19 protein-coding genes and 2 pseudogenes are annotated in these 22,253 nt (G+C 69.1%); 10 read left to right on the top strand and 11 right to left on the bottom strand.

What is annotated here, in order from left to right:
• Positions 1-15: 15 nt before the first annotated feature.
• The 3 genes from ABD385_RS36830 to ABD385_RS36820 all read right to left on the bottom strand — a co-directional run bounded on the left by ABD385_RS36830 (position 16) and on the right by ABD385_RS36820 (position 4,153).
• Positions 16-1,209 carry a glycosyltransferase gene (locus tag ABD385_RS36830; RefSeq protein WP_344584064.1) on the bottom strand — a complete coding sequence of 398 codons (1,194 nt, stop codon included), beginning with the start codon at positions 1,207-1,209 and terminating at the stop codon, positions 16-18.
• 171 nt (positions 1,210-1,380) lie between these two features.
• Positions 1,381-2,934, bottom strand: a complete 1,554-nt coding sequence (locus ABD385_RS36825; protein WP_344584062.1) for an AMP-binding protein — start codon at positions 2,932-2,934, stop codon at positions 1,381-1,383.
• A gap of 421 nt (positions 2,935-3,355) precedes the next feature.
• Positions 3,356-4,153, bottom strand: coding sequence for an ATP-grasp domain-containing protein (locus ABD385_RS36820; protein WP_344584060.1), 798 nt, complete (start codon positions 4,151-4,153; stop codon positions 3,356-3,358).
• Between the two features lie 173 nt (positions 4,154-4,326).
• Here ABD385_RS36820 and ABD385_RS36815 point away from each other — a divergent pair, with 173 nt between their 5' ends.
• A complete protein-coding gene (locus tag ABD385_RS36815; protein ID WP_344584059.1) occupies positions 4,327-5,271 on the top strand; it encodes a phosphotransferase family protein in 945 nt (314 codons plus the stop codon).
• Between the two features lie 198 nt (positions 5,272-5,469).
• Positions 5,470-6,429 (top strand): helix-turn-helix domain-containing protein, encoded by a 960-nt coding sequence (locus ABD385_RS36810; protein ID WP_344584058.1) that lies wholly within the window; start codon positions 5,470-5,472, stop codon positions 6,427-6,429.
• Positions 6,430-6,763: 334 nt separating this feature from the next.
• On the opposite strand, the gene ABD385_RS36805 is transcribed toward ABD385_RS36810, so the two are convergent.
• Together ABD385_RS36805 and ABD385_RS36800 are read right to left on the bottom strand one after the other, a co-directional pair.
• A complete protein-coding gene (locus ABD385_RS36805) occupies positions 6,764-7,879 on the bottom strand; it encodes an SDR family oxidoreductase (protein WP_344584057.1) in 1,116 nt (371 codons plus the stop codon).
• A 116-nt stretch (positions 7,880-7,995) separates the two neighbouring features.
• Complete coding sequence (locus tag ABD385_RS36800) at positions 7,996-8,124, bottom strand: hypothetical protein (RefSeq protein WP_344584055.1); 129 nt, start codon at positions 8,122-8,124, stop codon at positions 7,996-7,998.
• Between the two features lie 513 nt (positions 8,125-8,637).
• Here ABD385_RS36800 and ABD385_RS41570 point away from each other — a divergent pair.
• Positions 8,638-8,775 (top strand): annotated as a pseudogene (locus ABD385_RS41570) (XRE family transcriptional regulator); the annotation flags it as partial.
• A gap of 283 nt (positions 8,776-9,058) precedes the next feature.
• On the opposite strand, the gene ABD385_RS36795 reads toward ABD385_RS41570, so the two are convergent.
• Positions 9,059-9,997 (bottom strand): helix-turn-helix domain-containing protein, encoded by a 939-nt coding sequence (locus ABD385_RS36795; RefSeq protein WP_344584053.1) that lies wholly within the window; start codon positions 9,995-9,997, stop codon positions 9,059-9,061.
• A 251-nt stretch (positions 9,998-10,248) separates the two neighbouring features.
• Here ABD385_RS36795 and ABD385_RS36790 point away from each other — a divergent pair, with 251 nt between their 5' ends.
• Together ABD385_RS36790 and ABD385_RS36785 are read left to right on the top strand one after the other, a co-directional pair.
• Positions 10,249-11,727: an MFS transporter gene (locus ABD385_RS36790; protein ID WP_344584052.1), complete on the top strand. Its 1,479-nt coding sequence runs from the start codon at positions 10,249-10,251 to the stop codon at positions 11,725-11,727.
• Between the two features lie 212 nt (positions 11,728-11,939).
• A pseudogene (locus tag ABD385_RS36785) lies at positions 11,940-12,134 on the top strand (XRE family transcriptional regulator); the annotation flags it as partial.
• A gap of 730 nt (positions 12,135-12,864) precedes the next feature.
• Here ABD385_RS36785 and ABD385_RS36780 read toward each other — a convergent pair.
• On the bottom strand, positions 12,865-14,064 hold the full coding sequence (locus tag ABD385_RS36780) for an FAD-dependent monooxygenase (RefSeq protein ID WP_344584050.1): 1,200 nt from the start codon (positions 14,062-14,064) through the stop codon (positions 12,865-12,867).
• 124 nt (positions 14,065-14,188) lie between these two features.
• On the opposite strand from ABD385_RS36780, the gene ABD385_RS36775 reads away from it, so the two are divergent.
• Positions 14,189-14,893, top strand: coding sequence for a TetR/AcrR family transcriptional regulator (locus tag ABD385_RS36775; protein ID WP_344584048.1), 705 nt, complete (start codon positions 14,189-14,191; stop codon positions 14,891-14,893).
• Positions 14,894-15,165: 272 nt separating this feature from the next.
• Here ABD385_RS36775 and ABD385_RS36770 read toward each other — a convergent pair whose 3' ends face one another.
• Positions 15,166-15,726: a TetR/AcrR family transcriptional regulator C-terminal domain-containing protein gene (locus tag ABD385_RS36770; protein ID WP_344584078.1), complete on the bottom strand. Its 561-nt coding sequence runs from the start codon at positions 15,724-15,726 to the stop codon at positions 15,166-15,168.
• A gap of 79 nt (positions 15,727-15,805) precedes the next feature.
• On the opposite strand from ABD385_RS36770, the gene ABD385_RS36765 reads away from it, so the two are divergent.
• Both ABD385_RS36765 and ABD385_RS36760 read left to right on the top strand, forming a co-directional pair.
• On the top strand, positions 15,806-17,044 hold the full coding sequence (locus tag ABD385_RS36765) for an FAD-dependent monooxygenase (protein ID WP_344584046.1): 1,239 nt from the start codon (positions 15,806-15,808) through the stop codon (positions 17,042-17,044).
• Positions 17,045-17,747: 703 nt separating this feature from the next.
• Positions 17,748-18,422, top strand: coding sequence for a hypothetical protein (locus ABD385_RS36760; RefSeq protein WP_344584044.1), 675 nt, complete (start codon positions 17,748-17,750; stop codon positions 18,420-18,422).
• A gap of 579 nt (positions 18,423-19,001) precedes the next feature.
• Here the strand turns inward: ABD385_RS36760 and ABD385_RS36755 are convergent.
• Positions 19,002-19,403, bottom strand: a complete 402-nt coding sequence (locus ABD385_RS36755) for a RidA family protein (protein ID WP_344584042.1) — start codon at positions 19,401-19,403, stop codon at positions 19,002-19,004.
• Between the two features lie 101 nt (positions 19,404-19,504).
• On the opposite strand from ABD385_RS36755, the gene ABD385_RS36750 reads away from it, so the two are divergent.
• A complete protein-coding gene (locus ABD385_RS36750) occupies positions 19,505-19,888 on the top strand; it encodes a winged helix-turn-helix transcriptional regulator (protein WP_344584040.1) in 384 nt (127 codons plus the stop codon).
• A gap of 355 nt (positions 19,889-20,243) precedes the next feature.
• Here the strand turns inward: ABD385_RS36750 and ABD385_RS36745 are convergent, their stop codons facing one another.
• On the bottom strand, positions 20,244-20,504 hold the full coding sequence (locus ABD385_RS36745; RefSeq protein ID WP_344584038.1) for a hypothetical protein: 261 nt from the start codon (positions 20,502-20,504) through the stop codon (positions 20,244-20,246).
• Positions 20,505-20,944: 440 nt separating this feature from the next.
• Between ABD385_RS36745 and ABD385_RS36740 the strand changes: the two genes are divergently transcribed.
• Positions 20,945-21,937: an aldo/keto reductase gene (locus ABD385_RS36740; protein ID WP_344584036.1), complete on the top strand. Its 993-nt coding sequence runs from the start codon at positions 20,945-20,947 to the stop codon at positions 21,935-21,937.
• Here the strand turns inward: ABD385_RS36740 and ABD385_RS36735 are convergent.
• A complete protein-coding gene (locus tag ABD385_RS36735; RefSeq protein WP_344584034.1) occupies positions 21,934-22,146 on the bottom strand; it encodes a hypothetical protein in 213 nt (70 codons plus the stop codon). The genes ABD385_RS36740 and ABD385_RS36735 overlap by 4 nt on opposite strands.
• Between the last annotated feature and the right edge of the window lie 107 nt (positions 22,147-22,253).

Raw genomic sequence — 22,253 nt, 5'->3', positions numbered from 1 at the left:
GGGCCGGGGCCGGTGTCAGGATCGGGGCGCTGTGGTGCGGGCTGCCAGGCACTCCAGGTGCGTGACGGCGGTTTCGATGTCGGGCAGGTCCAGCATCGCGCGCTGTGCGGTGCGCACGTTCTGGCGGATCTTCTTGTCGTGCAGGACCTGTTCGACGACCGTGGCGACGCCTGACGGGCTCACGTCGGTGATCCATTCTCCCAGGCCCATCTCGGCCAGTCGGTTGGCGTTGTGGTGCTGGTCGCCGAACTGCGGCAGTGCCGCCATCGGGGTGCCGGCCCGGATGGCTTCGCGGATGCTGTTGTAGCCGCAGTGGGTGAGGAAGAGTTGGGTGTGCTGTAGGAGGAGCGGCTGGGGAACGAAGTCCATGAGGCGGATGTTCGGGCCGAGTTCGGCGGTGTCGATGTGGACGCCGCCGGTGGAGACCACCACGTGGCAGTCCACCGAGGACAGCGCCTTGACGATCGCGTGGAAGGTCTCGGCCGGTTCGAGCATGTCGTCGGGCAGGTCCAGGCCGCGGGCCTGCATCTCCAGCAGCACCGGCAGCGAACTGCCCACCGACGCCGGGACGATGGGCTTGTCGCCGCTGAGGGCGGCGAGTTCGGCGGGCAGGACGTGCTGGCCGGGGCCCGGCGTCGGCTGCCGGTAGGTGAAGGCCGGGGGCACCGGGTACTCGGCGAACGAGTACGCGTGCGGAACGCAGTCGAGCCTGCCGTGCGCGTAGAGGGACCAGACGTCGGCGCGTTCGCGGAGGCCGACCTCCTTGCGTCGCTGGTTGAGTAGCTCGTTGGCACTCTCGGGATCGATGATGTTGCCGGTGCCGGACGGTGCGGAGATGTGCGGGATGCCCAGCTTCTCGGCCACCAGGACGCCGCAGAGTTCACCACCGTCGCGCAGCACGAGGTCGGGCCGGAAGTCCTGCGCCAGCGGCAGCACGGCCTGGTAGGTGCCGCACAGGTGCGGGCCCGCGACGAAGTCCATCATCTTGACCCGCGGGGCGGTGAAGTCCTCGGGACTGAGCGTTCCGTCGCCTGCGGTGGCGGGGAGCTTGGCCGCTTCTGCCACCATGGCATCCACCAGGTTCGGCATTGCCGGCTCCACCCGCGCGCCGGAGCCGTCGAACACCGTCGTCAGATGGGTGGGCAGTACCACCAGCACTTCGTGACCGGCCTGGACCAGTGCGCGAACCACCGGCAGTACCGCGCGCATGACCTTGGGAGCCCGTAACCGTCGAGAGAACTCTCATCAGCCAACCTTTCACGCCTCGTCAATCCCATGGGCCGAAGAAGACCACGTCGGAAGAGCACGTCGCGCGGCCTTGCGGGCGAATCCCGTGACCGGCGGCCCGCCACGCGGCAGTTGCTCCGCCCACGACGATGCTCAGCCGGCTGCGACGTGGCCGAACCGTCGCCGCATCTCCCGCTTGTCCGGCTTACCCGTCTCGGTCAGCACCAGCGAAGCCGCGAAGAAGATGCGTGCCGGCTCGTACATCACACCCTTCTCCCGACGCACCATCTCCCGCAGCCCTTGCGCGCCGATGGTTGCCCCGGGGACGAGCACGACGACGGCGTGCACGCGCTCCGTCTGGTCCTCGTCGCGGACCCCGAAGACGGCGCTTTCGAGGACCTGGGGGTGGGAGTCGAACAGGTCCTCCAGCTCCGTGGTGTACACATCGCCGTCCATCAGGGCGATCACGTCTTTGACGCGGTCGGTGATCGTCAGGTAGCCGTCGGCGGCCAGGCGGCCGACATCACCGGTACGCACCCACCCGTCCCGCAACACCTGGGCGGTCAACTCGGGCTGCTTCCAGTAGCCCTGCATGACCTCAGGCGAGCGGACGCAGATCTCGCCCGGCTCCCCCACTGGTACCGGCTCGCCCTGCGCGTCGCGCACCTCGACCTCGACACCGGGCAGCACCTTGCCGGCCGTCCGCATCAGGTCACGGCGCTCACTCGTGTGGTCCGCAGGGGAAAGCATGCTGATGGCGCCTGCCTCGCCCTGGCCGTAGACCTGCATCAGCACCGGCCCGAACCGATGCAGCGCATCGGCGACGCGGGCAGGGGACGACCGGCCGCCGCTGTAGATAAGCAGTCGCAGGCTGGACAGGTCAGCCCGGGCCGCATCGGGGTGATCCAGCAACTGACACAGCAGCGGCGGAAGGAGATAGAAGTGGGTGATGTGCTCGCGTTCGATCGCCGCAAGGACCTCGCCCGCGTCGAAGCGGTCGAGCAGCACGACAGTCCCACCCGCGCGCAACGTGCCGTCGGCAAGGACAGCGGCCGATTGCGCCAGAGTGGTACAGACCAGCTGACGGAGAGCACCGGCCTTGCCCATCAGCTGCCACAGTTGGTGCTGGTCAAAGTCATCGTGCGCCTGCTTGAACGTCGTGCAGATGCCCTTCGAGTGCCCGGTCGTGCCACTGGTGTAACGGATCGTGCACACGTCTTCGGGCCGGGCACGGCTGGCGAACGGCTCGTCGCTCTGGCCCTCGGCCAGTTCCAGCAGGTCCCGTCCATCCTTCGCGTCGCCGAGCACGAGGAATTCGTCCACGGGGACGAGCGCGACGACCTCGACGGCACGAGCGGCAAGCCGCGGATCGACGACGAGAGCCGCGGTTTCGACGTCGCGAACGATGGCGGCCTGGGCGCTCGCGGAGAGTTCGCCGTACAGGTGAGTGACCCGGCAGCCCAACAGGTGGGCGGCGTAGCGCGCGGCGAAGAGCTCCGGCGAGTTGCCGCTCAGCAACGTCACGGTCTGTCCGCGCGCGATGCCACGACCGTGCAGAGCCCACGCCATCTTGTGCACCAGAGCGTGAAACCGCCCAGCCGTGACGTGCCGCTTCCCGTGGACGAGAACTACCCGCTCAGGGTGCCCCCGCAGGACGTCGAGATGCTTCTCCACATGACTGCGGAAAGGCGGGCCGACGGTCGGCATGTGGCGTCCTCCTACCGACATCTGTGGTCAGGTCGACTGGCGTGCCCCATCCTTCCATCGTGATCGCGCCAGCGCCGGTGTCCACACACGGCAGGCCATTCGTCATTTTCCCTTTCGAAGTCGATACCCGCTGCCCGGATGGACCAGGTCCAGCAGCACGGGCGTGCTCGGCGAAGGTCCCTCGGAGGTGATCACGCCGTCGGGGAGACGGCGGGGTGAGCTGCCCCGACCCGGACAGCCTCGTCCGTGTCTACGCCACCTGGTATGGGCGCGCGCTGACGCATCCCTGTTCGTCACGGTCGCTGCGCGGGGCCGGATCGTGGCCCGCTTCACCAGGGGCCGCGTCCAGGTGCTGCCGCAGGCCTCCGACTGCGGCGATGCCTGTCCAACCTCACCAACTTGCCAAGTAGTCGGGGGGAATTCACCCGATGGTGTCAGAGAGGGAACGGGACGTGACGATCTTTCGTCGCGCCGCTCTTCGGAGGGCGAGCGTGGCCAGTGCCTCCAGCCCTCCGGGTTGGCTGCGCATGCCTCCGGGGAAAGCGTTGACATCCACGATCAGTGGGGCACCGTCGCCGGTGGCGATGATGTCCACTCCGTAGATCTCAAGGCCGAAGACCTCGCCGACGCGACGAGCGAGGCTTGCCCAGCCGGCGGGCAGAGTGTCCGCCGTGAGCTGCCTGCTCGCGCTGTGGGTGGTCGTGGACAGTACGGAGGGCCGTAGTGCGGTGAAGACCTGGTCGGCGATGACCCACAGCTTGTGATCCCAGCCGTTGTTCGGGGCGAACGGTTGGACCACTACTGGCTCACTCATCGAACCGGCGGGCAGCCCATCGAGTTCGGCGAACCTGTCGACCCTGGCCATGATGTCGTGCCGCCATGCCTGGCGGTTTTTGACGACGGCAGGGTAGTCCAGGTGTTCTCTGACCGCAGTCACCGTGGGGAAAGCCCGGGTGGCAGCAAAGGGCAACCCGGCGCCGAGCGCGCGCTCCGCCATGGTCGCCCGGTCCAGAGTGAGTTCGGTCGCCGAAGCCGAGTTCACTACCGTGGCGCCGTGTGCCTCCAGTTCCCGGGCCAAGGCGACGGCGCTGTCCCAGGTGTCGCCGAGCGCTTTCAGTAGGTAGACATCAGCAAGGTCCGCCGGGGCTCTGACGCCCCGACGAGGATCCAGTGTCTCCACCTGGTGGCGACGCGACAGCAGCTCACTCGTGGCTGCCACAAGCGGATGTCGGTCCTCTGGCGTGATGAAACAGATCCTCATAACCCGCCCATGGCCATCGGTGCCCTTCCAGTACGAAGGCCGATGATTCCTGCCAGCACTTAATGGCGCAATCCCCCGTGGCCGTCCTGAGCGGACCGAGTCCTAACTGATCGATCCGCAATACTTCCTGAATGATCACCCCTCCCCCTCATGCACCGGTCCAACAGCACGTCGCACGCCTGAATGACGTCGCCGTCTGGGAGCCGTACGTCACCGCGATACTGAGCAGGCACGACATGGTCGGCGCTGGGAAGGAACCGGTGGCCGGGTTCAACACCACCTACCCCACTTTCCTCTACGGCGATGTCGTGGTGAAGCTGTTCGGAAACATCCGTGCCTGGCGCGAGGGCTTTGCCGCCGAACGCGCAGCACTGGCCCTTGTGGCCGGCGATCCGGAGATCGCCGCCCCCCGGCTGCTCGCGTCGGGGTACCTGTTCGAGGACGACGACGCATCCTGGCCATATCTGGTCACCACCCGGATTGCCGGAGTCCCCTTAAGGCACGCCGAGTTGTCACGGCAAGAGCACCTCTCAGTTGCCGCGCAGTTGGGCGAACAAGTACGGCGCGTGCACGCACTCGGGCACCGCGGCGCCGCGACACCTGCGGACTGGCCTGCGGTGGACGTGGTGGGGGCCGCGCGGAACAGTTCGCTGCCACCCCACCTGGTCGAGCAGGTGGACGGCTACCTCACCCGGCTCGCCCCCCTCGACGAGGTCTTCGTGCACGGCGACCTCGTGGCCAACCACATCTACGTTGTCGACGGCCGCATCACCGGGATCATCGACTGGGGTGATGCGCTGGTGACCGACCGGCACTACGAACTGGGCCAAGTGCACCGTGACACTTTCGGGTGCGACCAGGCCCTGCTGCGCGTCTTTCTGGACGCCGCCAACTGGCCGGACTGCGCGGATTTTCCCCGCCAGGCGCTGGGCTCGGCCCTGTATCGCCAGGCGCTCGGTCTCGCCCAGCACCACGGCTTCGACCTCTTCCGCCCCATCGCGGCGCGATACCCGCTGCGGGACATCACCACCCTGGACGAGCTCGCCTCCGAACTGTTCGCCGTCAAGAGCCTGTGACGGAGGGCTATCGGCGGGCTCCGGCACGGGTGGGCTTCTTGACGAGGGGCAGCTCATCCTGCCTGCGAGGGCGGGGACCGAGTACGGCAGGCTACGGCTCGTCATGATCCGCTTCTCCCAATCGGCCCTCGATCCGAGCAAGTTGCTGGAACCCACCGGATAGTCCCGGCAGCCGTCGGGCGCAAGCAGCTGAAGAAGATGGCCTACGGACACAAGACCGGGCGCCCCCTGCGGGTGCGCGCGCAGATCGCCCTGAATGCGGCGCGCGGACGGTCCAACGCGCGTATCGCCCGCGAGATCGGCCTGCACGTGGACACTGTGCGCTGCTGGCGGAGCCGGTTCGCCGAGCACGGACTACCGAGCCTGGCCGACCGCAGCCGAAGCAGCCGGTCACCCGCCTTCAGCTCGCTGCAAGCTACCCAGGTCAAGACGCCGGCCTGCCAACCTCCCGCCGAGTCGGGGGGGGTACCGCTGTCCCGCTGGTCAGCCCCGGAGCTGGCCCGCGAGGCCATGGCGCGAGGCATTGTCACCTTCGTCTCGGCCTCCACCGTGCGTCGCTGGCTGGGCCGGGACGCGCCCAAGCCCTGGCAGTACCACTCCTGGATCTTCACCGCGAGCGCGGTTTGGAGAGCGTTCGAACTGCGTGCCCACCTGGTGGACGCTCCCCCGGGTCTGCCGCTGCACGACAGCGGTTGGCAGATCTCGGCCGATCGGCCACCCCACATCCGGATCATCGGCCGCCAGGCACAAGCCCTCAGCGCCGACAGCCTCACCAGCACTTTCGTCTCCATCATCGGCCACACCGACCTCTTGGTGGCGGCCGCGGAGGGCACCAGCGCCTTCGCCCGGCACACGGCCATCCCGTACGCCACCAGCCGGCGCACAACGGCGCGGACCGTGCACGTCGCCCTGGTCGGCCTCACCGGCCGGGACGCGGATCCCACACCGCCGGCCGTGCGGTGCGCCGTCGACGGGACGACGATCACCGCCGGCTTCCCCGATGGCACGCGAATCCTGATCAGCCTCGGCGCGGCGCCGGCCCGGTCGCCAGTGCTGGATGGAGTGTCGCTGCCCGGGCCAGTGAGATACGCCCGACTGTCCCCGGAGGCTGAACCGGTGATCATCCCTGGTCGTGTGAGCCCTTCAGCTCGCCGGTGAGGAACTCCAGGCCGACATCGCTGGCTTTCAGTTCCTCGGCGAGCATGGCGAGTTCGATGCCGCGGCCGAGTCGTTGTGTTCGTGGACGACGAGGGTGACGGCGGCGCGGGAGGAGCGGATCTCCCCGGCGGGCTTCGCAGCGGCCTCCAGTTCGGGACGCTTGGTGGCGCGGGTGGAGATCTTCTCCGAGAAGCAGTCGCCTGCCGGTCATCGACGTGCCAGTCGACGCGTGGGGACGAACTCGTCACGTGATCGCTTCTCGCCATGTGGCATGAGGTGGTCACCGGCCCCACCGCAACGAGGATCTCCGTGGGAGGGAAGTGCTGAGCGGGCGTCAGGGGTTGGAAAGTGACTCGCGGTGGTCCTGCTGCAGGCGGGTCAGCAGGCGGCGGAAGTAGGTCGCGTCAGTTTCCGGTACCACCACTCCTGCCGCTGCGGCTGCGAGGGCAGTGACGTCACCGTCCACCTCGGGTGGTCGGCACTCGAGTGTGAGGCCAAGGGTGTAGGTGCAGATTTCCAAGGTGTGGGCGGCTCGTGCCCAGGGGTTTGCGCGGTGCGCGTGCAGAGCGTCTCTCCACTGCTGTGCGGTGACCTCCCGCAGCCGGTGTCCGTGTTCGCAGGCTCGCTCGAACAGCTCCCGCATGGGCAGTGGCTTCGGTCGCATGACGTGGAAGACGCTGCCGGCGGCTCCGGGCGCCAGGGACAGGGCGGCGATCGCCTGGGCGGTGTGGTCGACGGTGGAGGCCGGCAGCGACCCCAGGGCGGTGGGGTAACAGCCGGTGACAATGGCCGCGGCGAGGACGCAGGTGGTGAAGTCGTTCACGGGGGCGGCGCCGTCGCGCGAGTCGGCCAGGACCAGTCCCGGCCGGTACATGGTGGCCGCAAGGCCGTTGTCGGCTGCGGCTGTCATCACCGCCCGTTCGGCGCCGACCTTGGTGCGCAGGTAGCCGAAGGAGCCGCAGGTCCGAAAGGTGGGCTCGGTCGACTCGATCACACGTGGCAGACCTGCCTCGCGGGCGGCGAGGAACACCCCCAGGGTCGACACGTGGTGAAGATGCTTCGGTGTACCCGTCGTACAGAACTCGATCGCTCGCCGAGTACCGCCGACATTGACCGGCGCCACGCGCTCGTAGGACGCCGCCAAGTGCACCGAGGCCGCACAGTGGTAGACGGCGTCGACCTCGTCGGCCAACTGCCGGTAAGTGTGTTCGCTCAGACCGAACCTGTCGGCCGACAGGTCCGCGGGCACCGCCCGCAACCGCGGCGAAACGGCCACGTCCTCGTCCTCGTCCACACCCTTCAGTGCCGACCGAACCCGCTGCTCGGCCCCCGCCACGTCCTCGGCCCGGACCAGACACACCACCGCCCCGTCGGTACGACGAAGCAGCTCGGCACAGAGCCTCGATCCCACAAAGCCCGTCCCCCCGGTCAATAACACCGCCATGCGCATCTCCCGCCTCAGACCTTCGATACCTACCGAGATACAGGTTCCCCGGCGGGCTCCCGCCGGACACCACGCGCACGGCGGCCGGATGTTGGGGCACGGCCGAGCCTCTCGTCGAACCCTCAAGCCCTGTCGGCGCGCTCGTCTACGTCGATGGCACGGATCAGGACGGTGACGTCCTCCTTGACACCCGGCCCGGTCGTCAACTCGTGCAGCACCCCGTCGATCCCCTCAAGCCGGGGCCGAAGCATCCCAGTTCTGCTCCAGGACGCGCTGCGGGCGTTACGCGACCGACATCGGGGGTGCCTCGACACTCCATAGAGGACTCCATAGAGGACTCCCTACAGGACGCGGTACAGGACTCCCTACAGGACGCTTTACGGACCCTTTGCTCCCCGCACTGACCTGTCATGGAGAGCACGGTGAGCGCCCCGACAACCCTCCGTCTCTCCCCGTCCCGTATTGGGTGTGGGTGCGGGTGGCGGTCCGGTCGTCGGTCTCCCGTGCGCTCGCCGCTCAGGCTTCGCGGTGCTCACCGCGACCGTCGTCCACCGGCGCTGTGCGGTGGAGGTTTCTTGTGTCCGGGAGGGCCTACCGGCCGCTCGCCGCGAGGGAGAACCCCGCGGTGACCACTGTCCTGAGGCGCCAGCTCCAGCGGCTCTCCGTGCAGATCGCACCCCACCCGCCCTGGGCCTGCGCCCCCGGCCGCGCGCTGGCTGCCCGGATGGCACTCGGGGAACGCGCAAGCAGCCCGCGCAGGCCGAGCCGCCAATGACGTTGCGCGCGGCCTGAACCTCACCCGCCACGACCCGTTGTTCACCTCTCTCGGGTTGGCGCGGCAGGGTGCGATTCACGGCATCGCGGGCGACGCCACCGCAGCACGACGCACCTTCGACCAAGCCCTGATGGGGATCTCTGAAAATCCCCAGGGCTGCTCGCGTTCCCTACTTGGTTGCCCGCTCGACGAGGGAGAGCGGATTCGCCGTTCAACTGTCCGGGCCCCGTCTTGTGCCCCGGGCTCCTTTTCGTTCACCAACCGCAAATTGGCTATGTCTGATGTGCCGGACGAGGTGAAGTAGACCGTGCCCGCCACGATCGCGCCGCTCATGCAGGAGTCACTGTCACTGTCACTGAGTGGTCGCCGGGGCTGAGGCGACCAAAGGTGTGAGGACGACGGCGCGGGTATCAGCTTGCGGGGGCTGGGGACGGCAACCGAGCGGGGCGGGGCTCGGAGACTGGATCCGGGTGGCTCACGGGCGTCGGCTCCGGTCGGCTATCCGCGGACTCCAGGCGGAGCATGGCTTGCTCGTCCAGGGTGCCGGGGGCTGCCTGGTAGACGACCATCCGCTGGTCGCCTGTCCGGGCCAGTCGCATGACCTCGTAGGTCAGGGTCATCGGTCCGACCTTCGGATGCCGGAAGAACTTCTGTCCCCCGCCGCGCTCGCAGACGTCGTACCGCTCCCAGAGTCGAGCGAACTGCGGTGACTTCAACACCAGTTCGCCGACGAGCGTGGTCAACTCAGGGTCGTCCGGGTCGGCGCCGGCAACCGCCCGCAGGTGCCCAACCGAGAGCGCGGCCGTGTCCTCCCACGGCTCGTAGAGCGTCCGCCCGACCGGGTGGAGAAAGAGATAGCGGGTCACGTTGCGCTGGCGCTCCGGCCAGTCCCACAGTCCGGGCAGCAGCCGTCGGCCAGGTGGGTTCGCGGCAAGTACGCGGTTGTATCGGCTCACCACATAAGCAGGCAGTGGGCGTACCGACTCCAGCATCCGCAGTATCGAGTCGCGGACGGTGTGGTCCGAGCAGGCCGGCGGCTCGGAGACCCGGCCGGAGGCCAGCTCCGCGAGTTCGTGAAGGCGTTCGTAAGCGTCGCCGCGTAGTCGCAGGGCTCGGCCGAGGGCGTCCACAACAGCGGTCGAGGGGTTGGTCTCCCGGCCGCGCTCGAGGCGGATGTAGTAGTCCACACTCACCCCGGCCAGCGCGGCCAGCTCCTCCCGGCGCAGTCCGGGAGTGCGGCGCAGCCCCGCGCCGGCCGGGAGGCCGACGTCCTCCGGGCGCACCTGTGCCCTGCGGGCTTTCAGATATCTGCCGAGTTCGGTGCCCCGCACGTCCGTTGCTGCTGCCATTCGGCTCATTGTGGCAGGCAGGCGGGGGCTGTGGGGGGCCGTGTCAGGGCCTGGAACGCTGCACCCCGGGTACAGCGCGGTCTGCCGGGCGATCCACGGGCGGGCGGAGAGTTGATCCCGGAGCGGGCGGCCCGGCCGCCGGGGCCCAGGGGGTGCAAGACACCGGACCGCGGCCCCGACGGCCTGCGGCCGCCCGTCCGATCGTCCCTGATGGACGCCGTCACCCAGCCTGCCTCGTCCAGGAGATCACTATGCCGGGCACCCCTTCCCCCTCACCATCCACCGCCTCCGCCCACGGGCACGGCCCCGAGTTGTCGGCTCCCCGGCTGCGGCGACGCCGACCGAACCGAGTCCGCCCCACCGCGCCGCCCGCCAGCGCCCCTGCTCCGCCGCGGCGGGCAGGCGTCGCGTTGGTTGCTTCGCTCCTCGGGTTCACAGTGATCACCATCGACGTGTCGGCCGTGAACATCGCACTGCCCGCGATCCGGTACTCCCTCAACGGCGGGATGGCCGGCCAGCAGTGGGTGGTGGACGCGTACACCCTCATGTTCGCGGCCTTGATGCTCTCCGCCGGCGCCATCGCCGACCGCGCAGGCGCCCGCCGCGCCTACGCCTGGGGCGTGGCCCTGTTCACCCTCACCTCCCTCGGCTGCGCACTCGCGCCCGGTATCGGCGTGCTGGTCGCCGCGCGCCTGGCGCAGGGCGGCGCAGCCGCGGTCGTGATGCCGGCCTCGCTGGCTCTGATCCGGCACGCATATGAGGACGCCCAGAAGCGCGCCCGCGCCATCGCGCTGTGGACGGTCGGCGGCTCGGTGGCGATGGCCGCAGGACCGGTGCTGGGCGGGCTCCTGACCGAGTCGGCCGGCTGGCGAGCGGTCTTCCTGCTCAACCTCCCAGTCGGCGCGGTGATTCTCGGCCTGCTGGTACGCGTGCCGCGCTCCCCGCGCCGCCCCGCCGCGCTGGACAGCGGCGGCCAGCTCACCGCCGTACTGGCCCTGGCCGGGCTGACTTTCGCGGTGATCGAAGGCGGTCGCCTGGGCTGGACCAGTCTCCCCGTGCTGATCGCCGCGGTGCTCGCCGTCGCCTCCGGGTTCGCCTTCCGCGTGGTGGAGTCCCGACATCTCCAACCTGTGGTCCCCCTGGCCATGCTGAGGGTACGTCAGGTGTCCGTCCCCCTTGCGGTCGGCTTCGCCGTCAACGCCGCCTTCTACGGCGGGATTTTCCTCCTCGGGCTGTACTATCAGCAGCTGCGCGGAATGTCGGGGATAGCGGCCGGGCTGATGTTCGTCCCGATGTCGGCGGTAGTGACGGCGACCAACCTTCTCTCACCACGCCTGTCGGAGCGGATCGGGCGACGGCCAGTGATCGTCGCAGGTCAGCTGGTCTTCACCGCGGCCATGCTGGCCATGCTGCCACTGACCGCACGCACCCCGGTGTGGCTGGTGCTGCTCCTGCTGCTGCCACTGAGCACCGGCGGGGCACTCGCGGTACCCGCGCTCACCGCGCTGCTGATCGACGCCGTTCCAGGGGAGCGTGCGGGGACCGCGTCAGGGCTGCTCAACTCCCTGCGCCAGACCGGCGGTGCGCTCGCCGTCGCCCTCTTCGGCAGCCTGCTCTCCGGCCCCGGCGGCGGCTTCTCACTCCCAGGAATGCGCCTCTGCCTCCTCGCCGTCGCAACCCTCCTCCTCGCCACCGCCACCCTCTCCCGCCTTCTCCTGCCCCACGACTGACCCCCGTCACCCGCCCCACCCGCCCGCGCACAGCCGTTCCGGGTCCACGCGTGACGACCTCTTCGCGCCGTCCCGCCTCACGCAGCAGGCGGGGGCGGGCGCAAGCTCATCACCACCTCGGGCAAGAACAAGGCGGCGCCCCCGGTTGCCACCGTCTGCCACGTAGTCGCCAAGGACAGCGCCGCCGACGGCACGCGTGAACGTCACGCAAGCAGCCCGCGCAGGCCCGAGCCGCCAATGACGTTGCGCGCGGCCTCAACCTCAGCCGCCACGACCCGCTGTTCGCCTCTCTCGGGTTGGCGCGGCAGGGTGCGATTCACGGCGCCGCGGGCGACGCCACCGCAGCACGACGCACCTTCTACCAAGCCCAAGACGCGTGGCGCGGATGTGCTCCCACTCCAGCGCGCGGGCCCGCACCCTCGGAACTCCCCCACGCACGCGGGAGTACCCTGATCTGCGGCAATGCGGTCCGACGCCTTTGTTAGGACCTCTCAGCCTCCTCCTTCTTCCACTCGTGGGGGGAGAAGGCCTGGACGCCGCCCGGTCGGCTGGCTTATCTCTCGCTGGCGGCCAACTGCAGGTGCTTGAAGTGCACCTTGGTGGTCGGCAGGCCGCCGGGGCGGGCGGCCATCTCGACAGACGGCGTTCTCCGCAGGCGGCGGGGTGCACCGGCTCGTCGGGGATCGGCTCCAGCCGCATGCGTCGTCCGGCGGCCAAGGCACCTCACTGCCGCAGCAAGGTCATGGCCCCCTTGTGTTCGATGCTGGGGAACTGCCGGAACAACGGCTACCCGGGGCGGGCGTGTCGGTGAGCCGCTCGGCCCAGGCGCTGACGCGGGTGACTTCTTCGATGGCGACCCACGTCGACCTCGCCACCCGCTGATGCCCCTTGACGACCTTGCCGACCAGTCGGGGCCGAGCCAGTCCGGTGCCGTATGCGTCGTCCGTGCGGCGGCAGCCGACCGTCAGCTCCGTTCCTCCCCGCCCACGTTGGGGCCAGCGGGTGGCTTCGTAGGCGAGTACCGAGAGCGCCCTGTGCGGCCAGATCGATGGTGAACAGCTTCGCCGTCGCCCTGCGCCGCCCCGCAGTTAGGCGGTCACCGCCAGCGGCGTGCTCCCCGAGGGCCGACCCGTCCACTCACGACCCTGAACGCAGCGGCGTGGGCAGTTCAGCCGCGTAGTCGGGTAGGTCGATGCTGCTGATCTGCTTGCCCATGTCCAGCATCTTGTTCAGGATCCAGCGCCGGTTCAGCAGCCCGTTGCGTACCCGCAGCCCGGTCGCGGTGCCGGGCGCCAGGAACGGGCCGGTGCGGTCGCCGCCCTTCTGGCAGCCCTGGACGTAGGCACGCAGGGTGTGCTCGTAGCGGGCGAAGGCGGTGCGGTGGTCGCCGCGGGCCCGGGCCAGCTCGCCGGCCAGGACGTACGCCGCCACCACTGCGGTGCCGGTGCCCATCCCGCCGATGGTGGCCCCGCAGGCGGCGTCGCCGAGCAGGGCGATCCGGCCGGTGGACCAGGTGGGGACGTCGGCCCGACTGATCGAGTCGAAGTACAGCTCGGGGGCCTCCCCCAGGCTCTCCAGCAGCCGGGGCACCTCCCAACCGAGGCCCGCGAAGGCGTCCCGGATCAGCGTCTTCTGCTGTGCCACGTCGTGGCGGTCGTAACGGAGTTCGGTCGAGGCGAAGACGAAGAAGGCACCCGCCCGGGTCGGGTCACGGTGATCGGCGCCGACCGCGGCGAGCCGGCCGGGAACGTTGAGACCGACAGAACCGGGCGGCAGGCCCGCATGGTTGGGCAGCTGCCAGGTGGCCGCGTAGTAGCCGAGGTGGCGGACGTAGTGCTCCTCCGGGCCGAAGGCGAGTCGACGGACGTTGGAGTGCAGCCCGTCGGCGCCGATCACCAGGTCGAACTCGCGTGGCACGCCGTGCCGGAAGGCCACGCGGACGCCTGTGGGTGTCTCCTCCAAGGCGGTAATCGAGTCATCGAAGAGGTACTCGGTGCGCGGGAGGGTGCGCTGGTACAGCACCTGGGCGAGTTCGCCGCGCGGGACCTCGACGTCCCCGCCCGCGAAGTCGGCCGGCAGGTGGAGGAGTTGACGGCCGCGCCGGTCGACGAAGGTTATCGGGCTGCCGCCGGTGTCGAGCGCGCGCAGTTCGTCGAGCACGCCCATCCGCTCCAGCACAGTCAGGTGGGTCTCGCCGCGGAAGTCGACCGCCTGGCCGCCGCCGCGCAGGGCGGGGGCCAGCTCGACGACAGTGGTCTCGAAGCCGTACTGCCCCAGCCAGTAGGCCAGTGCGGGGCCGGCGATGCTTGCGCCCGAGATCAGGACCTTCGTGCTCACGTGAACCACTCCATCCGAGACTGTCGAGCAACTGTGTCCAGTGGACACTATTTATTGCTGTGTACGGTAGACGCAGTTAGGTCGCCCCGCAAGGAGCAGCCGGAAACACGGGACGGAGCGGGAAGTGAGCCAGGAAGCAAACGGAGCGGTGCGGCTGCTCTGGGGACCGCCCGCCAAGCCGTCCCGGGGGCCGAAGCCCACACTTAGCCTGGCGCGGATCGCCGCAGCGGGCGTCGAGATCGCGGACGCCGAGGGCCTCGGCGCCGTCTCGATGCAGAAGGTGGCCGGGCTGCTCGACTTCACCAAGATGTCGCTCTACCGCTACGTGCCTGGCAAGGCGGAACTGGTCGCGCTCATGGTGGAGACCTCGATCGGCGAACCGCCGCCGACCGGGGACGAGTTCGGGTGGCGTGAGCAACTAAGAGCCTGGGCAGAGCAGTTGACGAGGTCGTTCACCGAACATCCGTGGCTGCTCGACGCCACCGTCGGACCGCGGGTGATGGGACCCAAGGAACTCGACTGGCTGGAGCGGGTGGTTGCGGCCCTGGACGGGCACGGGTTGACCGGCTCCGAGCGGATGGACGCCGCGGTGCTGTTGGCCGGGCACGTCCGGGGCATCGCCGAGCAGGCTCGCGCGACCCGGCCGGACGGCTCACCGGAGGCGGAGCTCCTGGCCGTCCTCACCCCCCTGGTGCACCAGCACGCCGACCGCTTCCCCGCGCTCGCGACGGCCCTGGCTTCACAGGACGGCCGAGACCAGGCACTGGACTTCGGCCTGGAGCGCATCCTCGACGGCCTGGAGGCTCTGATCACGCGCCGCACCCGGTAACTCGGAGAAGATCAGCCGCGAACGGTCACCGAAGGAACGCGAGGCCGGCACCGAACCAGCGGCCTTACCGCACTACTAGCCGTATTGGCCGTATTGGCCACGAGCGTTGTTGACATTCCCGCCAAGGGGTTCCGGTCTGCTGCGGGGCCGGGGGCCTCCGAGCGGTTTCCGCGGTGACCCGTGTGCGGTGATGGTCTCCGGGCGATCCGCGGAGGTACGGCGGGCTCGCCCGGGCAGGACGCGGTAGACAGGCAGGTCCGGCTGTCCGGCTTCTATGCCGTGATGTGCGGTGTCAGGCCGTCGACGATGAGGGAAAGTCCCGCCTCGAACGCCGATTCGGGATCGATGAGTGGGCTGTCGGCCGGTAGGTCCGGGGCGTCGCCGGGGCTGGAGTCCGCCTGTTCTTCCAGGACGCTGCCGACCGTGAAGCGGCTGGCCGTCAGCATCGCCACCTGTGCGTCGCGCTCGGGCACGCCGGAGTCGACGAGGAAAGACATCTTGTGGCGGATCCGGTCGAGGTCCGCGGTGGGCGTGGAGCCGGCATGCAGGCGTGCGCCGTCGCGACGCATCAGCAGGGTGCGCCGGAAGCTGCGGGTGTTGTCCAGGAACCATTCGCGCCAGTCGTCCTCAGGCGTCGGCAGTGGTGCGTTCGCATGGGGCGCCATCGCGGCCTGCGCCATGGCGGCCAGGAGGTCCTTCTTGGTGCGGAAGTACCAGTACAGCGAGGGCTGCTCGACGCCCAGTCGCTTCGCCAGTTTCCGTGTGCTGACGGCATCCAGGCCGACCTCGTCGAGCAGCTTGAGCGCCTCGGCGACCACGGTCTCGCGGTTCATCTTCGTCACGTTGACAATCTATCGCTGACAGATGACTCTGAAATGAAATCATTCACTGATAGATTTTGAGGTGGTGGACATGACACAGGGTTCGGGACCGCGATCCTTACGAGTCCTCATCGCCGGCGGCGGAGTCGCGGGGCAGGCACTGGCCTTCTGGCTGACGCGCGGCGGCCACCGGGTGACCGTCGCCGAACGCTTCCCCGCGCTGCGGGCCACCGGCGCCCAGGTCGACCTCCGAGGTCAAGGCATCGAAGCCGTCCGCCGCATGGGACTCCTCGACGACGTCCGGGCGAAGCTCGTGGACGAGAAGGGCGTCGCCTTCGTCGACGCCCACGGCAAGGCCAAAGCGACGATCATGGCCAACACCTCCGGGCAGGGCCGCCAGGCACTGACCTCCGAGTACGAGATCATGCGCGGCGACCTGGTACGCATCCTCAACGATGCGACCAAGCACGACACCGAATACGTCTTCGGCAAGAGCGTGGACGGTTTCGAGCAGGACGAGCACAACGTCGTCGCGCACTTCTCCGACGGGTCGTCCGGCGCGTTCGACCTCCTGGTCGGCGCGGACGGACAGGGATCACGCATCCGCCGAGCGATCCTCCCGGAGGGCTTCGAGGCGTATTGGCGGGTCGGCATCCACATGGCGTACTGGTTCGTCCCACGCATCGACTCCGACAGCAACATCCGCGACACCTACATGGCCCCAGGCGGCCGTCAGATCATGCGCCGCAGCCACAATGCGACCGAGACCCAGGTCTACTTCGTGATGCGAGAAGAATCCGAGGAAGCCTCGGCGATCCACCGGGAACCCGTCGAGCGTCAACAGGAGTTCTGGGCGAGCAGGTTCCGCGATGCCGGATGGCGGACCGAGCGCTTCATCGAGGGCATGAAGACCAGCCCCTTCTTCTACTCCCAGGAGATCGCTCAGGTACGCACCGACACCTGGTCCAAGGGCCGCGTGGTCCTGGCCGGGGACGCCGCGCACTGCCCCTCCCCCTACAGCGGCATGGGCACCTCCGGCGGACTGGTCGGCGCCCACGTCCTGGCCGACGAGATCAATCGACACCCGGACGACCTGCCGACCGCACTGGCGAACTACGACAACGCGCTGCGCCCCTTCGTCAACCACATCCAGGCCGAGGTCAATCCGCGACTGTTGCGCCTGGGCATACCGATGACCCAACGCGCCATTAACGCCTTCCAGGCCATCACCGCACTGGCTTGCTTCCTGCACATCCCCGACCTCGTCGCACGCTGGTCGACGGAGGACCGCGGCGGCAACTGGCAACTCCCGCGCGCACGACACAGCTGAGTGCCACCCACGTACCTGGAGCGGTTGTAGGAGAGGGCGGCGAACTCCAGCTCCTCCGCGCAGGGTCATCGAGCCTCAACTCCCCTACCGCAGTGGCCCACCCACCCACGCGGCACTGCGACGCCTCATCGCAACAGCCCGTTGAATTGGTCTCGTGGTTGGCGCCCATCCAGCACAGCGGCGTCCGGCCGTGGCCGTACCCCGGCGATGGTCGGGGCTCGCCGGGGTGAACGGCGGCCCGGCAGCCGCCCGTTGCGTCACAGCCACAGCTGCGGCAATTGGTCAGCCGGCTGCTTCCTCGACTACCGACTGCCCTCGGGTAGCCGCGGCCGGCCAAGCCCAGCACCGTAACCAGCGCCTGCTGGCCCGCGCCGCCGGCCGTCTCGGCGTGACAGCTGTCCCCGACCGACGAGCAGCACGTCGAGCCGTAACGCACGAGGCGCCGCGGACACGCATCAGGTCGATGGTGACGGTGCTCGCGGGGTGCAGACGGGCCGTTCCGTACCACCCCATGAGCACTGCGACCCGGCGAGGGCAGCGCAACGAGGCCGACTTCAACGGCCCGGAGACCGAGTCCCGGCACGCCAGGTTCGGGTGAGCAGGCGCGCGGCCAGGAGCGGTCGCGCACCGCACTACCGGTGTCGGACCCCCTGTGTACGGTGACACCAACGAGCAGGCGCACAGGCGGCAGAGGGGCGGGGCTATGACGCGCACGGTCATCATGGACAAGGTGTTTCCCCACGAGAAGTTGATCGGCTCACCGCGCTCGCTGGGCGGTGCCGATCTCGTCCGCTGCACTTTCCAGGGCGGAACTCTGTCGCAGGACGAGGACCCGGAGTTCGGGCTGAGAGTGCACGATCTCTCCCTGCGCGACTGCCGGGCCGGCGGCGTACTGCACGGCGTGCAGTTCAGCGACGTCTCGGTGCACAACCTCGCATCCGGCCGCCGGATATCGCCGTTCGGCTGCGTCTTCCGACACGTCACGCTCTCCGGGCGCATCCCGCAGCTGATGGTGCGCGATGCCCACTCCGCCCTCCCGACCAAGGTCCAGGAAGCCTTCCGCGAGGGCGCCGAGCGCTTCTACGCCACGGTCGACTGGGCACTGGACATCACCGCAGCGAAGTTCTCCGATGCCGAGTTCTCCGGCATCCCCGGCCACCTGGTCCGCCGCGACCCCCAGACCCAGTTCCTCCTCCACCGGGACCGAGCAGAGGCAGCGGACTCCCAGAGCTTCTCCCCCAGCGCGCGCTCCTACCTCGCCAAGGCCCGCACATCCCCGTACCCGACGATCGTGATTGTGGCCCCGACCCGCTCGAAGTACTTCAAGGACGCCCTCAAGGACCTGGAAAGCCTGCGAGCCGCCGGAATCGCCGAATAGCGGCCGCTCAGGGCCCGATCACCACCAGCGGGCCGTGCGCCGCCGGGTCCGCCTCCCCGAAGTTGCGTCCCGACGCTCGCGGGTCGACACAATGGCGCGGATCCCCAGGCTCGTGCCCAGCACTACCCCGCCAGCCCCGCCCGGACGTGGCTCCGATGCGCAGATGCTGAGGCTCGACACAGCCGAGGAAACCGGAGCGACATGACGAGGAGCTGTTGACTGTCGTCGTCCTGAGAAAGGGCGTGGGCATGGCACTGGTGAAGAAGGGGTCGCGACGCATCACCGTTGACGACACCGCCTACCGATGGAGGGTTCGCGGAAGGCCGACAGCATCCGCACCGCTCGCCGCAACGGATGGCTGCCTGAGAGCCCCGGCTCGCCATTCCATCTCGACCAGTCAAAGGGCTTCGTCTCCTTCCGCTGACCCGCCCATCTTGGGGGGCTCACCGAGCACGTGAACGTGCCCAATCACCGGATAAACGTGCTCAGTTCGCGAGGTCGGCATCCATTACCGGATGACCGGAATCTCCGGCAGAGGCTGCCGCCATTCGGGACCGTGGGACGTTCGAGGAGGAGACGTCAGGCGGGCAGTTTCGTGTCGATGACGAAGCTGATTTCGATGACCTGGCCGGGCAGGGTCAGTTCGGTGATGCCCAAGACCGTGCTGGCCGGGCGATGGTCGCCGAAGTACCCCAGGTTGCCCTCCGCCGTCGCCCCGGCATTCTGCCGCAGGTTCACCACGTACAGGGTCTGCGAGACGACCTGGTTCCGGGTGGCGCCGTAGTGGTCCAGGACCTTGTCCATGTTGGCGTAGGTCTGCCTGAGTTGGGCGACGAAGTCGCCCGCGTAGCGGAACTCGCCTGCCTCATCGAACGAGAGCTGGCCAGAGACGTGGATCAGCTCGCCGGACTTGATCGCCTGTGAGTAGCCGAAGTCGCTCTCGGCCGGCACGTTGTAGTTGAAGACTTCGATGGTGGCCACGGTGCTCGCCCTTCCGGTTTGCTCTCTTGTAGTTACTCGGGAACTGTAGGAGAGTGACGCTTGACCTGGAAGAACGCACTTTTCGGTGACTGGGGAACCTCATGGTGACCAAGCAGCTGCTCAAGGGTCTGCCCGAGGACGCAGATCTGAGGCGCGCGGACTCCCTGGCGCGGGAGATCTTCTCGGACGTCGCCAACAAGTGGGCGCTCCTGATCATCGAGGCGCTCGGCGAGCGCACCCTGCGCTTCAGCGAGCTGCGGAACGAGGTCGAGGGCGTCAGCCACAAGATGCTCACCCAGAACCTGCGCATGCTGGAGCGCAACGGCCTGGTCGACCGTGAGGTGCACCCCACCGTGCCGCCGCGAGTCGAGTACACCCTCACCGAGCCGGGCCGGGGCCTGCGCACCGCGGTCGACGCCCTCTGCGGCTGGACCCACGAGCACCTCGGTCACATCGAGAGTGCACGCGGCCGTTTCGACGTCTGACGGGCAGGCAGCGACGCGCTGGCACCTTGCGCGATTTTCTTGATCGATCTGACGTTGGTGGCCACCAACTTGGCCCGCGCTTCGCTTGATCGAGCTACCACGGCCTCTCCCAGAAACCCGAGCCCCCGCCGGACCGCGACGCTGACGCTCACTGGAAGCGAGGCGGCGCAACGCCCGTCGCGGCGGGCCCTGCGGCCGGCAACGCGACGGACGCGGTCGGTAGGAGCGGCGTCGAGTGCTGGTCTGGGGCCGGCAACGGCCAGCCGGCGCAGGGACCTTCGCGTACCCGGGGGTTGAGACTGGTAGGCGCGCAGGTTGAGGTGTCGCATATTCCTGATGGGTGGCGATGGTGGTGTCACCGTGCGTGGTCGCCGGGGGCGTATCGGATCCAGGTGCCACCAGCCTCGGTGACGAGCCGGGTGGCGGTCTTGTCGTGGTAGCCGAGGGCCTTGGCGAGGACCGGCGCGGGGGCCTGGAGGACGAGGTGCCGGATGGCGGAGGTGCGGGCTCGTTGGGCCGGGACACCGAGGTCGCGGAGGGGGCGGAGCAAGGTGGTCGGGTTCATCGGCTGGCCCGGACGGCGGCCGGGGAAGAGCCAGGTGGTGGAGAGGTTCACCGCGGGTGTGTGGGCCGGGAGTGACCGAAGGTAGTCCCGAACGAGATCAGCGACGGGCTCGGGCACGGGCGAGGGCGGGTCTCCGAGCCGGAGGTGGACCTGCTGGCCGTCGTCCAGGACGTCACAAGCCGGGGTTCGCGGTGCAGCTGGCAACGGTCCGTTGCACGGGCGGGTTCTCCGACGATCCGCTCGATGGGGTGCCGCCGGAGCCGGTGGAGTACCGGGCTGAGCAACTGGACATCAGTGATCCGTCTACGCGGTGTCCGGGCCTTATGGCCACCTGTTGCCGGTCGGCCGTTTCCCCCTCACTCTCACCCTGACCCGCCGTCGGGGGCCGGTCTTCCGGCTTGACTTCGAGCGCGCTCCAAGTCCTAGTTTCGAAAGCGTTCGTCAGCCCTCGAGGTACCGCCCGGTCCGCCGGGCAGGAGGAGTATCCGCGCATGATCACCCGAACCACGCTCGGCTCGCCCGGTCTCACCGTCAGCGCGATGGGCCTGGGGTGCATGGGGATGAGCGAGAGCTACGGCGCCGCCGACTGGGACGGCGGCCTGGCCACCATCGACCGGGCCCTGGAGCTGGGCATCACGTTCCTGGACACCGCCGACGCCTACGGCACCGGGCACAACGAGGTGCTGGTGGGCCGGGCCATCCACGGCCGCCGGGACCAGGTGCAGCTGGCCACCAAGTTCGGCATCGACCGCAGCGCCGGCGACCGGGCACGCCGCATCCGCGGTGCCCGGGACTACGTGCTGCGCTCCTGCGACGCCTCGCTGCTGCGGCTGGGCGTCGAGGTGATCGACCTGTACTACGCCCACCGCCCGCCCCAGGACGTGGAGATCGAGGAGACCGTCGGGGCGATGGCCGAGCTGGTCGAGGCGGGCAAGGTCCGCCATCTGGGCCTGTCCGAGGTCGACGGCGAGCTGCTGCGCCGGGCGCACGCGGTGCACCCGATCACCGCGGTGCAAAGCGAGTACTCGCTGTGGACCCGCGACGTCGAGGCGGTCACCCCGGTGATGGCCGAGCTGGGGATCGGGCTGGTGCCGTACTCGCCGCTGGGGCGGGGGTTCCTGACCGGTGCCCTGGACCGCTCCACGCTGGGCGAGAAGGACTTCCGGCGGACCAACCCCCGCTTCGCCGGCGAGGCGGGCGAGGCCAACGAGAAGATCGCGCAGACCGTGCGCAAGGTGGCCGACCGGCTGGGTGCCACCCCGGCCCAGGTGGCGCTGGCCTGGGTGTACGCCCAGGCCGAGCGACTCGGGGTGGCGGTGGCGACCATCCCGGGCACCCGCAGCCCGGCCCGGCTGGAACAGAACGCAGCCGCGCTGGAACTCACCCTGGACGCCGAAGCGCTGGCCACGCTGAACCCGCTGAGCGACCAGGTCATGGGCGAGCGCTACACCCCCGCGCACACCGCTGAAGTCGCTCGGAGTTAGCCGGTGGACTCGACGCACACGACGTCCAACTCGACGACGTCGTTGACGCCGCGCCCACCGCTGACCTCACCGGTCACGACCAGCTGGGGTCGGGCCGGCGGTGCCCCGTCCTGCTCGACGGCCAGGACCGCGCCCCGGTTGCCGGCACCCGGGGCGATCTCGCCGTAGGAGACCAGCACCCGGTACTCATCCGCGTCCACTGCCAGCACGGCGACGCTCAGCTTGTTCCTCGTCGAGGTCGGTCCTGGTGTCGCCGTGTGTGGTCGCCAGGGCGTATCGGCTCCATGTTCCTCCGGCTTCAGTGACCAGGCGAGTG

Origin of the sequence: Streptomyces lunalinharesii, assembly GCF_039532155.1 — a bacterium.
GTDB lineage: Bacteria > Actinomycetota > Actinomycetes > Streptomycetales > Streptomycetaceae > Streptomyces > Streptomyces lunalinharesii.
This window is presented reverse-complemented; position numbering and strand designations above follow the sequence as displayed.

Coding starts and splice junctions, on each gene's coding strand:
- ABD385_RS36830 (WP_344584064.1), bottom strand. CDS start 1,209: ATGCGCGCGGTACTGCCGGTGGTTCGCGCACTGGTCCAGGCCGGTCAC.
- ABD385_RS36825 (WP_344584062.1), bottom strand. CDS start 2,934: ATGCCGACCGTCGGCCCGCCTTTCCGCAGTCATGTGGAGAAGCATCTC.
- ABD385_RS36815 (WP_344584059.1), top strand. CDS start 4,327: ATGATCACCCCTCCCCCTCATGCACCGGTCCAACAGCACGTCGCACGC.
- ABD385_RS36810 (WP_344584058.1), top strand. CDS start 5,470: ATGGCCTACGGACACAAGACCGGGCGCCCCCTGCGGGTGCGCGCGCAG.
- ABD385_RS36805 (WP_344584057.1), bottom strand. CDS start 7,879: ATGCGCATGGCGGTGTTATTGACCGGGGGGACGGGCTTTGTGGGATCG.
- ABD385_RS36800 (WP_344584055.1), bottom strand. CDS start 8,124: ATGCTTCGGCCCCGGCTTGAGGGGATCGACGGGGTGCTGCACGAGTTG.
- ABD385_RS36795 (WP_344584053.1), bottom strand. CDS start 9,997: ATGGCAGCAGCAACGGACGTGCGGGGCACCGAACTCGGCAGATATCTG.
- ABD385_RS36790 (WP_344584052.1), top strand. CDS start 10,249: ATGCCGGGCACCCCTTCCCCCTCACCATCCACCGCCTCCGCCCACGGG.
- ABD385_RS36770 (WP_344584078.1), bottom strand. CDS start 15,726: ATGAACCGCGAGACCGTGGTCGCCGAGGCGCTCAAGCTGCTCGACGAG.
- ABD385_RS36765 (WP_344584046.1), top strand. CDS start 15,806: ATGACACAGGGTTCGGGACCGCGATCCTTACGAGTCCTCATCGCCGGC.
- ABD385_RS36760 (WP_344584044.1), top strand. CDS start 17,748: ATGACGCGCACGGTCATCATGGACAAGGTGTTTCCCCACGAGAAGTTG.
- ABD385_RS36750 (WP_344584040.1), top strand. CDS start 19,505: ATGGTGACCAAGCAGCTGCTCAAGGGTCTGCCCGAGGACGCAGATCTG.
- ABD385_RS36740 (WP_344584036.1), top strand. CDS start 20,945: ATGATCACCCGAACCACGCTCGGCTCGCCCGGTCTCACCGTCAGCGCG.